Genomic DNA, 12,225 nt, shown 5'->3' on the forward strand with positions numbered 1-12,225 from the left:
CGGCCGGCGCGCTCAGCCGCTGATGGCGACCGCGCAGTACTTGAACTCCGGGATCTTGCCGAAGGGGTCCAGCGCGGCGTTGGTCAACAGGTTCGCCGCGGCCTCGACGTAAGCGAAGGGGATGAACACCGTGCCCGGCGCGGTACCGTCGTCGCGGCGCAGGTACAGTTCGACCTCGCCGCGGCGCGAGCGCACGCGCACGCGCTGGCCCGGCTCGAGTCCCAGCGCCTCGATGTCGGCGCCGCACAGCGACGCCGTCGCCACCGGCTCGATCGCGTCGAGCACCGCCGAGCGCCGCGTCATGCTGCCGGTGTGCCAGTGCTCCAGCTGGCGACCGGTGATCAGCACGAAAGGAAAATCGGCGTCGGGCCGCTCGTTGGCCGGCACCAGGCCGGTGGGCACCAGCGTCACCCGGCCGTCGGGCGTCGGAAAGCGGTCGATGAAGACGATCGGCTGGCCCGGGTCTTCCTCCGTGAGGCAGGGGAACGTGACGCTGCCCTCACGCTGCAGCCGCTCCCAGCTGATGCCGCCGATCGCCGCATGCTGCGCCTGCCGCATCTCCTCGTAGACGGCGGCGACTCCGCAGTCCGGCCCCGGGTAGTTCCACGTCAGGCCCAGGCGCCGCGCCATCTCCTGGATCAGCCACAGGTCGGGCCTGGCGTCGCCGGGCGGATCGATGGCCTGCCGCCCCAGCTGCAGCATCCGGTCGGTGTTGGTCACGGTGCCGCTCTTCTCGGGCCACGCCGTCGCCGGCAGCACCACGTCGGCGAGCCAGGCGGTCTCGGTCATGAAGATATCCTGCACCACCAGGTGCTCCAGCGCCGCCAGCGCCTCGCGCGCGTGGTTCAGGTCGGGGTCGCTCATCGCGGGGTTCTCGCCCATGATGTACATGCCGCGCACCTTGTGCGGATCGCTGTCCGGCGCCAGCGCCTTGTCCATGATCTCGACCACCGTGTAGCCGGGCCGTTCGTCCAGGCGGGCCCCCCAGAACTGCTCGAACCAGGCATGTGCCTCGCGGTCGTCCACCCGCTGGTAGTTCGGAAACATCATCGGAATCAGCCCGGCGTCGCTCGCCCCCTGCACGTTGTTCTGGCCGCGCAGCGGGTGCAGCCCGCTGCCGGGCTTGCCGATCTGGCCGGCCACGGTGCACAGCGCGATCAGCGCGCGCACGTTGTCGGTGCCGTGGACGTGCTGGCTCACGCCCATGCCCCACAGGATCATCGCGCTGCCGGCGGTGGCGAACGCGCGCGCCACCTCGCGGATCGCCGGCGCCGCGATACCGCACACCGGTGCCATTGCCTCCGGGCTGAAGCGCGCGACGCTCTCGCGCAGCGCCGCGTAGTTGCTGGCGCGGGCGGCGATGAACGCCTCGTTGGCGAGCCCTTCCTCGATGATCGTGTGGATCATCGCGTTGACCAGCGCCACGTCGCCGTCGGCCTTGAACTGCAGCGTGCGCCAGGCATGGCGCGAGAGCTCGGTCGCCCGCGGGTCGGCCAGCACGATCCTGGTGCCCTGCCTGGCCGCGTTCTTCATCCAGGTCGCCGCGACCGGATGGTTGCTGGTCGGATTGGAGCCGATCACCAGGATCAGATCCGAGTGCTCGATGTCGTTCACCTGGTTGCTCACGGCGCCGGAGCCCACGCCTTCGAGCAGCGCGGCGACGCTCGAGGCGTGGCACAGCCGGGTGCAGTGGTCGACGTTGTTGCTGCGAAAGCCGGTGCGCACCAGCTTCTGGAACAGGTAGGCCTCCTCGTTCGTGCCCTTGGCCGAGCCGAAGCCGGCCAGCGACTTCGGCCCGCGCCGGTCGCGCAGGTCGACCAGCCGGCCGGCGGCGAGCGCCAGCGCCTCGTCCCAGCTCGCTTCGCGGAAGACATCGCCCCAGCGCGCGGGATCGCGCTGCACGTCGGTGTCCTTGGCCACGCCGTCCTTGCGGATCAAGGGCGTGGTGAGCCGATGCGGATGGTGCGCGTAGTCGAAGCCGAAGCGTCCCTTGACGCACAGGCGGCCGTGGTTGGCCGGCCCGTCGCGGCCATCGACGGCGACGATCTTCCGGTCGCGCACCTTGTAGGTGATCAGGCAGCCGACGCCGCAGAACGGGCACACCGACGCGACTTCGCGGTCGACCCGCTGCGAGCCGACCAGGGTCTTGGGCATCAGTGCGCCCGTCGGGCAGGCCTGCACGCATTCGCCGCAGGCCACGCAGGTGCTGTCGCCCATGGCGTCGCCGAGGTCGAACACGATCACGCTCTGCGCGCCGCGGCGGGCGTAGCCGATCACGTCGTTGACCTGCTCCTCGCGGCAGGCGCGCACGCAGCGCTGGCACTGGATGCAGGCGTCCAGGTTGACGGCCATCGCCGGGTGCGAGAGGTCGGGGGCCGGCTGGCGGCGGCGCAACGCCTTGAGTTGCGGTCGCGCGCTGACTTGCAGCCTGGCGGCCCATTCGCTCAGTTCGCCGTGCTGGCCGACACCGGCGGGCTCGGCCGCCGCCGCCGGCGCGGGCGGGAGCTCGCCGCGCCGCTCCGCCGGCGGCTGCGCGCCGTCGGTCCACTTGTAGCCCGCGTCCGGCATGTCCGCCAGCAGCAGCTCCACCACCATGCGCTGGCTTTTCAGGGCGCGTTCGCTGCGCGCGCGCACCTGCATGCCCGGCGTCACGGCGCGGCAGCAGCTCGGCGCGAGCACCCGCTCGCCGGCGATCTCCACCACGCAGGCACGGCAGTTGCCGTCCGGCCGGTAGCCGTCCTGGTGGCACAGGCGGGGAATCTCGACGCCCGCGCGGCGCGCGGCTTCGAGGATGGTGTCGCCTTCGACGGCCTTGACGGCCACGCCGTCCAGCTCGAAGTCGACCAGGGGGAGATCAGATTTCATGGGGGAAGTAGTCCTGCACGCAGCGCACCGGATTGGGCGCCGCCTGGCCGAGGCCGCAGATCGACGCGTCGGCCATCACCTGGTTCAGGTCCGTCAGCGTACCGTTGTCCCACTGCGGCGCTTCCATCAGCAGCGCCGCCTTCGACGTGCCGACCCGGCACGGGGTGCATTGGCCGCAGCTCTCGTGCGCGAAGAACCGCATCATGTTGAGCGCGGCGTCGCGCGCGCGGTCGTGCTGGCCCAGCACGATGATGGCGGCCGAGCCGATGAAGCAGCCGTGCGGCTGCAGCGTGTCGAAGTCGAGCGGCAGGTCGGCCAGCCGGGCCGGCAGGATGCCGCCCGACGCGCCGCCCGGCAGGTAGCCGTAGAGCTGGTGGCCGGGCGCCATGCCGCCGCAGTATTCGTCGATCAGCTGGCGCAGCGTGATCCCGGCCGGGGCGAGCTTGACGCCCGGCTGGGCGACGCGGCCGCTGACGCTGAAGGAGCGCAGGCCCTGCCGCCCGTTGCGTCCGGCGCCGGCGAACCACTCGGGGCCCCGCTCCAGGATGTCGCGCACCCAGAACAGCGTCTCGAAGTTGTGTTCCAGCGTCGGCCGGCCGAACAGGCCGACCTGGGCGACGTACGGCGGGCGCAGCCGCGGCTCGCCGCGCTTGCCTTCGATGCTCTCGATCATCGCGGACTCCTCGCCGCAGATGTAGGCGCCGGCGCCGCGCCGCAGCTCGATGCGCGGCAGCGGACACGGCGGGTCGGCCTGCAGCGCCGCGAGTTCCGCCTCGAGCAGCGCCCGGCAGGCGTGGTACTCGTCGCGCAGGTAGATGAACACCGCCTCGGTGCCGGCCACCTGCGCCGCGATCAGCATTCCCTCCAGGAACCGGTGCGGGTCGCGCTCCAGGTAGAAGCGGTCCTTGAAGGTGCCGGGCTCGCCTTCGTCGATGTTGACGGCCAGGTAGCGCGGCGCGGGCTGCTCGCCCACGATCCGCCACTTGCGCCCGGCCGGGAAGCCGGCGCCGCCCAGGCCCCGCAGCCCGGAGGCTTCCATCGCGCGCAGCACCCGGTCGGCATCGTCCTCGCAGTTGACGACGGCGGCGGCCGTCGCATAGCCGCCCTGCTCGCGGTACGCCCGGTAGCCGACGAAGCCGGACGGCATCGCCGCGCGACCGCGTTCGCCAGCCGGCCGCTGCTGCTCGCCGGCGACCGCCTGCGCCAGCAGCTCGGGGGTCGCCTGGCCCACGGCGACCTGCCCGACGAGCGCCGCCGGCGCCTGCTCGCAGCGGCCGATGCACGGCGCGGCGATCACGCGCACCGCACGGCCGACGATCTGCGGCAGCCGCTCCAGCAGCGCGCGCGCGCCGGCCAGCTCGCAGGACAGGCCGTCGCACACCCGCACCGTGAGCTCGGCGCCGGGTCGGTCGTCCGGCAACAGGTCGAAGTGGTGGTAGAAGCTCGCCACCTCCATCACCTCGGCCATCGGAATGTTCATCTCGCGCGCCAGCGCCACCAGGTGCCGCTCGTGCAGCCCGTGCCAGCGGTCGTTGACGCGGTGGAGGTACTCGATCAGCAGGTCGCGCCGGTGGCCGCCGGCGGGCACCGGGCCGATGAGGCTTCGCACTTCGGCCAGCGCGCCTTCCTGCGGCTGGCGGCCCTTGAGCTTGGCGGCGCGGCGCAGGCTGCGGCGCAACGCCTCGGCCGTCCCGAGCACGGTGGCGGGAGCATTCCCCATGAGTTCTCGATCCAAAAAAACGTAACAGCTGCGCGGTCGAGCGCGACCGCGCAGAGCGCGCTGCTGTCCCGTTCGTTCACGACCTCGCTACAGGTATCCGAGCATATTCCACCACACCGCGCCGACCGCGACCAGGATCGCCAGATTGACGACGCTCATGACGGCGCCGGCGGCCCACCACTCGTTGAGCGTGGCATAGCCGGAACCGAAGATGATCGGCGCGGTGCCGGTGCCGTAATGGGTCAGCGACATCATCAGCGACGAGGCGAACGCCAGGACCAGCGCGAACAGCATCGGCGGCGCGCCGAGCGCCACGCCGGCGGCGAAGAACGCCCCGAACATCGCGGTGATGTGGGCGGTGGTGCTGGCGAAGAAATAGTGCGCGTAGAAATAGATCAGCACCAGGATCGCCGTCGCGCTGATCCAGCCCAGCCCGAGCTGGCCGATGCCCTGCCGGATGGTGGTCGACACCCAGCCGACCAGGCCCAGCTTGCCCAGGAAGGTGGCCATCATCACCAGGGCGGCGAACCAGACCAGCGTGTCCCAGGCGCTTTTCGCCTTCAGGATGTCGTCCCAGTCGAGCACGCCGGTGACCAGCAGCAGCGACAGGCCGATGAAGGCGGCGGTGGTGGCGTTGATCTCGAAGGCGGGGCCCAACAGCAGCGCGGGCACCTCGCCCACAGCAGCAGCATCAGCCCCAGGACGCCCAGCGTGATGTATTCGGAAGCCTTCACGGGCCCCAGCCGGGCCAGTTCGTTCTGGGCCAGTTCCTTGGCGTTGGGCGTGTTCTTGATCTCGGGCGGGAACAGCAAGTACAGCACCAGCGGCATCACCAGCAGCATGCACAGGGCCGGCAGCAGCGCCGCCAGCGCCCACTGGCCCCACGTGATCCTGATGGCGGAGTTGGTGGCCTTGGCGACCAGGTCGACGATCAGCGGGTTGGGCGCGGTGGCCGTGATGAACATGGCCGACGTGATCGGGTTGGTGTTGTAGTTGACCAGCGCCAGGTAGCGCCCGATCTTGCGGGCGGTCCCGAGTTCGGCGCTGGAGCCGAAGGCGTCGGCCACCGAGCGCATGATCGGGTGGATGATGGCCCCGCCGCGGGCCGTGTTGCTCGGCGTCACCGGCGCGATCGCCACTTCCGACAGCACCAGGCCGTAGGCCACGCCGATCGTCTTGCGTCCGAACAGCGAGATGAAGTAGTAGCCGATGCGGGTGCCCAGCCCGGTCTTGCTCAGGGCGGCCGAGATCATCACCGCGATGGCGATCAGCCAGATCAGCGCGTTGGAAAAGCCGCTCAGCGCATCGGCGATCGCGCCCTCGGGATTGTGCGGGCGCGTGACGCCGGTGAGCGCCACCAGCGAGATCGCGACGATCGACAGGGCGCCGATCGGCATGGCCTTGCCGATGATCGCGGCGATGGTGCCGATGAACAGGGCCAGCAGATGCCAGGCCTCGGGACTGACCTTGGCGGGCACCGGGATGACGAACCAGAACAGGAGGGCGATGCCGATGGCGATCGCGCTGGGAAGGGGCTTGGGGAGAGACTGCTTGAGCATGGCGTTCGACGCCTGCCGCCGGGCCGCGGTGCGGCCGTGACGGCGGCAGGCTTTGCAGGCTGCTGGAGCAATAGCTCCATAACCATGCAGTGATTTTACGAACGCCTCAGCGATGCAACGAGTGCCGGGCCGGCCGACTTGCGCATCGTTTGACCTTCCTCATCTCGCCGGCGCAGGCGGCGCGCGCAAGCCGGCGCGCCCGGACGCAACCGTGCCCGCGCACGCCCCGGGCGCCGCGCCGGATTCAGGTGCCCTTGGAGACCGTGATGGTGGGGAACTTGGAAGAGAAATCCTTGGCCTTGGCCGCGATCTTGATCGCCACCTGGCGTGCCACGGCCTTGTAGATCGCCGCCACCTCGCCGTCGGGCTCGGCCACCACGGTCGGCTTGCCGCTGTCGGCCTGCAGCCGGATCCTGATGTCCAGCGGCAGCGCGCCCAGATAGTCCATGCCGTACTCGGCCGCCATCCGCTGGCCGCCGCCCTCGCCGAAGATGTGTTCGGCGTGGCCGCACTGGCTGCACACGTGCACCGCCATGTTCTCGACGATGCCCAGGATCGGCACGCCGACCTTCTCGAACATCTTGATGCCCTTCTTGGCGTCGAGCAGCGCGATGTCCTGCGGCGTCGTCACGATCACCGCGCCGGTCATCGGCACCCGCTGGGACAGCGTGAGCTGGATGTCGCCGGTGCCTGGCGGCATGTCGACGACGAGGTAATCGAGGTCCTGCCAGTTGGTCTGGCGCAGCAGCTGCTCCAGGGCCTGGGTGGCCATCGGGCCGCGCCAGATCATCGCGTCGTCCGGGGCGACCAGAAAGCCGATCGACATCACCTGCACGCCGTAGTTCTCCAGCGGCTCCATGGTCTTGCCGTCGGCCGACTCCGGCCGCTGGTCGATCCCCATCATCATCGGCTGGCTGGGGCCGTAGATGTCGGCGTCCAGGATGCCCACGCGGGCGCCCTCGGCGGCCAGCGCCAGCGCCAGGTTCACCGCCATCGTGCTCTTGCCGACGCCGCCCTTGCCGGAGGCGACGGCGACGATGTTCTTGACGCCCGGCAGCAGTTGCACGCCGCGCTGGGCGGCGTGGGCCACGATCTTGCTGCCCAGGGTGGCCGAGACGTTCCTGACGCCCGGCACGGCCTTGGCCGCATTCACCAGCGCCGTGCGCAGCGCCGGGATCTGGCTCTTGGCCGGATAGCCCAGCTCCACCTCGAACGAAACGTCGCCCTCGTGCACCTGCAGGTTGCGCAGCGCCTTGGTGCTGACGAAATCCTTGCCGGTGTTGGGATCGATCACGGCCGAAAGGGCCTGGAGCAGCTGGTCTTGGGATGCGGACATGGGTGGGGATTCCTCTGCGGCAAGTGTACCGACTCGATCCTGCTCCCCTCGCGATGTCCCCGCCGCGCGCAGGGCAGCCGCGGCCTGCGGCCGGCGCAAAGCGGTCGCCTAGAATTCCTGGTTCCCTGGAAGCCCACCATGCCCGCACAGCGCAAGCTCTTCGTCACCACCGCCCTGCCGTACGCCAACGGCAAGTTCCACATCGGCCACATCATGGAATACATCCAGGCCGACATCTGGGTGCGGCACCAGCGGATGCACGGGCACATGGTTCATTTCGTCGGCGCCGACGACGCCCATGGGGCGCCGATCATGATCGCCGCCGAAAAGGCCGGCAAGACACCGCAGGCCTTCGTCGCCGACATCGCCGCCGGCCGCCGCCAGTACCTGGACGGCTTCCACATCCAGTTCGACAACTGGCACTCCACCGACAGCGCCGAGAACACCGAGCTGGCGCAAGGCATCTACCGCACGCTGCGCGCCAACGGCCTGATCGCGACGCGCACCATCGAGCAGTTCTACGATCCGGTCAAGGGCATGTTCCTGCCGGACCGCTACATCAAGGGCGAGTGCCCCACCTGCCACGCGAAGGACCAGTACGGCGACTCGTGCGAGGTGTGCAGCAGCGTCTACGCGCCGACCGACCTGATCGAGCCCTACTCCACGCTGAGCGGCGCCCGGCCCGAGCTGCGCAGCTCCGAGCATTTCTTCTTCAAGCTCTCGGACCCGAAGGTGGTCGCCTTCCTCCAGGCCTGGACCCAGGACGGCAAGCTGCAGCCCGAAGTCGCCAAGAAGGCCAGCGAGTGGTTCGAGGCCGGCATGGCCGACTGGGACATCAGCCGCGACGCACCCTACTTCGGCATCGAGATCCCGGATGCGCCGGGCAAGTACTTCTACGTGTGGCTGGACGCGCCGATCGGCTACCTGGCCAGCCTGAAAAACCACTTCGACCAGGGCCAGGCCCAGAACCACTGGGACCCGGCCTCGCGCACCGACGCCTCGTTCGACGACTTCGTGGCCGACCCGGCGGTGGAGCAGGTGCACTTCATCGGCAAGGACATCGTGTACTTCCACACCCTGTTCTGGCCGGCGATGCTGCAGTTCTCGGGCCGCAAGACGCCCGACCAGATCAACGTGCACGGCTTCATCACCGTCAGTGGCGAGAAGATGAGCAAGAGCCGCGGCACCGGCATCGACCCGCTGAAGTACCTCTCGCTCGGCATGAACCCCGAGTGGCTGCGCTACTACATCGCCGCCAAGCTCAACAGCAAGGTCGAGGACGTCGACTTCAACCCGGACGATTTCGTCGCCCGCGTCAACGCCGACCTGGTGGGCAAGTACGTCAACATCGCCAGCCGGGCGGCGAAGTTCGTGCCCGGCGGCAAGCTGGTCAAGAGCGATGTGGCCCGGCTCGCCCCGGCGCGCCGCGTCGAGGAGATCGGCAAGCTCTACGAAGCGCGCGAGTACGGCAAGGCGCTGCGCGAGATCATGGCCTTCGCCGACGAGATCAACCTGCGCTTCGACGGCGCCGCGCCCTGGAAGCTGGTGAAGGAAGGCCGCGGCGCCGAGGCGGCGCAGGTGTGCTCCGAATGCCTGGAGCTGTTCAAGGTGCTCACGGCCTGCCTCAAGCCCGTGCTGCCCGAACTCGCGCTGCACGCCGAAGCCTTCCTGCAGTGCCAGCCGCTGACCTGGGCCAACGCCGCCCTGCCCCTGGGCGAGGGCCACCAGATCGGCGAGTACAAGCACCTGATGCAGCGGGTCGACCCCAAGCAGATCGACGCCTTGTTCGAACCGCCCGCCGAAGCGGCCGCAGCGGCGCCGGAGGCGCCGGCCGCGCCCGCCACCGGCGGCCGCAGCGACCCGGGCGGCGAAGGGCTGGCCGCCACCATCAACATCGACGAGTTCGCCAAGGTGGACCTGCGGATCGCGAAGATCCTGCGCTGCGCACCGGTGGAGGGTTCGACCAAGTTGCTGCAGCTGGAGCTCGACATCGGCGAGACCTCGCCGCGCAACGTGTTCGCGGGAATCGCCTCGGCCTACGAGCCCCAGGAGCTGGTCGGCAAGTTCACGGTGATGGTCGCCAACCTGGCGCCGCGCAAGATGAAGTTCGGCATCAGCGAAGGGATGGTGCTGGCCGCCAGCCACGCCGACCAGAAAGCCAACCCCGGCATCTTCATCCTGCAGCCCTGGCCCGGCGCCAAGCCTGGCATGCGGGTGCGCTGAAGCAACCGCGGCCGCGCTGCTCCGAGCTGGTTGGCACCGGGTTCGGTGCTCCGGCATGGTTGGAGCAGCCCCTTCGGCGCTCCGGCGCGGTCGCTGCACCGGCATTCGGCGCTCCAGCATGGTCGGCGCCGGCCGCTGCCAACCAAGCCTGAGCGCAGGCATCCGGCCTGCGCTTTACATGCGCTCCCTAGAATGGCCGATCTTCAGAAGGCCGCCCGATGTCCCGCAGTACCGCTTCTCCCCTTCGTTTCGTTCGTCGCTGCGTCGCGCTGGCCGCGATCGCCGCCGGCAGCGCGTTGCTTGGCGGCTGCGCGGTGGTCACCGTCGCCGGTGCGGCGGTCGGCGTGGCGGCGACCGGGGTGGGGCTGGCCGTGGATGCCGGCGTCGGCGCGGTGAAGCTCACCGGCAAGGCGGTGGGCGCGGTGCTGCCCTCGGGCGACGAGCAGTAACTCCTACTTGCGCCGGCGCACGGCGGCGAGGATGCCGCGCATGATTTCCAGCGGTGGCGGCGGGCATCCCGGCACGGTGAAGTCGACCGGCAGCACCTTGGCGACGCCGCCGCGCGTCGCATAGCTCTCGCCGAAGATGCCGCCGCAGGCGCCGCAATCGCCGACGGCGACCACCAGGCGCGGCTCGGGCATCGCGTCGTAGGTGCGCAGCAGGGCCTCTTCCATGTTGCGCGTCACCGGCCCGGTCACCAGCAACAGGTCGGCGTGGCGCGGACTGGCCACGAATTTGATGCCCAGCCCTTCCAGGTTGTAGTAGGGGTTGTTCAGCGCGTGGATCTCCAGCTCGCAGCCGTTGCAGGACCCCGCATCGACCGCGCGGATGGCCAGCGCCTGGCCCAGGATGTCCAGCAGTTGCTGCTGGATGCCGGCGACGGCGGCCGCCGCATCGGCCTGCGCAGGGGCGAACGGCGGCGCCTCGGTCGGCATGCCGGCGCGCCCGATCTGGCGGACGATCTTCCACATCTAGAGGTCCACTCCCGAATAAACCAGGTTGAACGACTTGTTGATCAGCGGGAAGTCGGGAACGATGTTGCCGATCACCGCGTGTTCGAGCGCCGGCCAGTTCTGCCACGACGGATCGTGGCAGTGGCAGCGCCGGATGCTGCCGTCCGCGCCGAGCTCCAGCGCCACCAGCACTTCGCCCCGCCAGCCTTCCACCCAGCCGACGCCGACCCCGGCCTGCGCCGGCGCAGCGATCGCGGCGCGCACTTCGCCGGCGGGCATCCGGCCGCAGATCTCGCGGATCAGCCGCAGCGACTCGAAGGTCTCGAAGAAGCGCACCGCCACGCGCGCGCGCACGTCGCCGGTCTGCTCGCCGGCGGCCGCCACTTGCAGTTCCTGGTACGGCACCCAGGGGTGCTCACAGCGCAGGTCGGTGGTGCGGCCACTGGCGCGGGCGGCCAGGCCGGTCAGGCCCAGCCGGGCGGCCAGCGCCGGCGTGACGACGCCGGTGGTGGTGAAGCGGTCCTGCAGCCCTGCATGGGATTCGTAGATGGCGGCCAGCGAGCGCACTTCGGCCTCGATCTGCGTGCATTGCCGCAGCAGGCGCTGGCGCATGGCGTCGTCGAGGGCGACCGCGACGCCGCCGGGCACCACGCAGTCCATCGTCAGCCGGTGGCCGAACGCCGCCTGCGACAGCCGCAGCCAGTCCTCGCGCAGGCGCGAGAACTGCGCCAGGCCGAAGGCGAGCGCCGCATCGTTGCCGAGCGCGCCGAGATCGCCCAGATGATTCGCCACCCGTTCGCGCTCGAGCAGCAAGGCGCGCAGCCACAGCGCCGCTGGCGGCACCTGCACGCCCAGTGCGCTCTCGAGCGCCATGCAGTAGGCCCAGGCGAAAGCGACCGTCGAGTCGCCCGACACGCGCCCGGCGAGCCGGTGCGCCTCCAGCGGCGCCATGCGCGTGAAGCGCTGCTCGACGCCCTTGTGGGTGTAGCCCAGGCGCTGCTCCAGCCGCAGCACCTTCTCGCCGACCACCGAGAACCGGAAGTGGCCCGGCTCGATGATGCCGGCATGCACCGGCCCGACGGCGATCTCGTGCACGCCGTCGCCTGCCACCCGCACGAAAGGATAGTCCTGCAACGGGGTCTGCGGCACGCCCGCCGGCGCGGCACCCCGGCGCAGCGGCCGGTAGCCGTCGGGCCAGCCCCCGTGCGCGAGCCAGGGCCGGCTGTCCTCGGCGCCTTCGGCCACCACGCCGACCATATCGGCGGCGGCGCGCTGCATGCGGGCGGCGAAGGGAAACAGCCGCGACAGGTCGGGATAGGAGCTCTGGCCCGGTTCCAGCTGCAGGTCGAGCCAGTACAGGCCCTGCTGCACGGCATAGGCGGCGGACAGGGCCAGGCGCGGTTGCGCCCCCTCGCCCCGGTCGCCGGCCCACAGCGCGACCAGCCGGCCGCCGCCGGCCGCCACGGTGCGCGCGCCGGCCAGCCACTGCAGCGCGTCGACGCTGGCGCGCCATATCGGCAGCGGCCCGGGCAGCCGCTGGAGCGCGAGGTTGAGGCCGGACAGTGCCAT

Annotated in this window: 7 protein-coding genes and 1 pseudogene; 2 read left to right on the forward strand and 6 right to left on the reverse strand. The window is 70.4% G+C overall.

From position 1 onward, the window contains the following. Nucleotides 1–12 precede the first annotated feature (12 nt). From fdhF to apbC, 4 genes and pseudogenes are all read right to left on the reverse strand, one after another. Nucleotides 13–2,865 (reverse strand): formate dehydrogenase subunit alpha, encoded by a 2,853-nt coding sequence (fdhF, locus tag VNT59_RS12445; RefSeq protein ID WP_325498724.1) that lies wholly within the window; start codon nucleotides 2,863–2,865, stop codon nucleotides 13–15. After that, the gene (locus VNT59_RS12450) at nucleotides 2,855–4,585 is read right to left on the reverse strand and encodes an NADH-ubiquinone oxidoreductase-F iron-sulfur binding region domain-containing protein (protein WP_325498725.1); all 1,731 of its coding nucleotides are present in this window, start codon (nucleotides 4,583–4,585) and stop codon (nucleotides 2,855–2,857) included. Before VNT59_RS12450 ends, fdhF begins: the two co-directional genes overlap by 11 nt. An 87-nt stretch (nucleotides 4,586–4,672) precedes the next feature. Further along, nucleotides 4,673–6,144: pseudogene (locus VNT59_RS12460) on the reverse strand (DASS family sodium-coupled anion symporter). A 244-nt stretch (nucleotides 6,145–6,388) separates the two neighbouring features. Beyond that, nucleotides 6,389–7,480 (reverse strand): iron-sulfur cluster carrier protein ApbC, encoded by a 1,092-nt coding sequence (gene apbC, locus VNT59_RS12465; RefSeq protein ID WP_325498728.1) that lies wholly within the window; start codon nucleotides 7,478–7,480, stop codon nucleotides 6,389–6,391. A gap of 138 nt (nucleotides 7,481–7,618) precedes the next feature. Between apbC and metG the strand changes: the two genes are divergently transcribed. Next, entirely contained in the window at nucleotides 7,619–9,703 is a 2,085-nt protein-coding gene (gene metG / locus VNT59_RS12470; protein WP_325498729.1) for a methionine--tRNA ligase, read from the forward strand. Between the two features lie 218 nt (nucleotides 9,704–9,921). Continuing rightward, complete coding sequence (locus tag VNT59_RS12475) at nucleotides 9,922–10,152, forward strand: hypothetical protein (protein WP_325498730.1); 231 nt, start codon at nucleotides 9,922–9,924, stop codon at nucleotides 10,150–10,152. A gap of 3 nt (nucleotides 10,153–10,155) precedes the next feature. Here VNT59_RS12475 and VNT59_RS12480 read toward each other — a convergent pair whose 3' ends face one another. Then, on the reverse strand, nucleotides 10,156–10,674 hold the full coding sequence (locus tag VNT59_RS12480; protein ID WP_325498731.1) for a formate hydrogenlyase: 519 nt from the start codon (nucleotides 10,672–10,674) through the stop codon (nucleotides 10,156–10,158). Then, nucleotides 10,675–12,225 (reverse strand): NADH-quinone oxidoreductase subunit C, encoded by a 1,551-nt coding sequence (locus tag VNT59_RS12485; RefSeq protein ID WP_325498732.1) that lies wholly within the window; start codon nucleotides 12,223–12,225, stop codon nucleotides 10,675–10,677.

It is taken from the genome of Ramlibacter sp. (assembly GCF_035554825.1).
GTDB lineage: Bacteria > Pseudomonadota > Gammaproteobacteria > Burkholderiales > Burkholderiaceae_C > Ramlibacter.

Excerpts from the sequence above, each read along its gene's own strand:
- fdhF (WP_325498724.1), bottom strand. The coding sequence starts at position 2,865 with ATGAAATCTGATCTCCCCCTGGTCGACTTCGAGCTGGACGGCGTGGCC.
- VNT59_RS12475 (WP_325498730.1), top strand. The coding sequence starts at position 9,922 with ATGTCCCGCAGTACCGCTTCTCCCCTTCGTTTCGTTCGTCGCTGCGTC.
- VNT59_RS12485 (WP_325498732.1), bottom strand. The coding sequence starts at position 12,225 with ATGGCACTGTCCGGCCTCAACCTCGCGCTCCAGCGGCTGCCCGGGCCG.
- apbC (WP_325498728.1), bottom strand. The coding sequence starts at position 7,480 with ATGTCCGCATCCCAAGACCAGCTGCTCCAGGCCCTTTCGGCCGTGATC.
- VNT59_RS12450 (WP_325498725.1), bottom strand. The coding sequence starts at position 4,585 with ATGGGGAATGCTCCCGCCACCGTGCTCGGGACGGCCGAGGCGTTGCGC.
- metG (WP_325498729.1), top strand. The coding sequence starts at position 7,619 with ATGCCCGCACAGCGCAAGCTCTTCGTCACCACCGCCCTGCCGTACGCC.
- VNT59_RS12480 (WP_325498731.1), bottom strand. The coding sequence starts at position 10,674 with ATGTGGAAGATCGTCCGCCAGATCGGGCGCGCCGGCATGCCGACCGAG.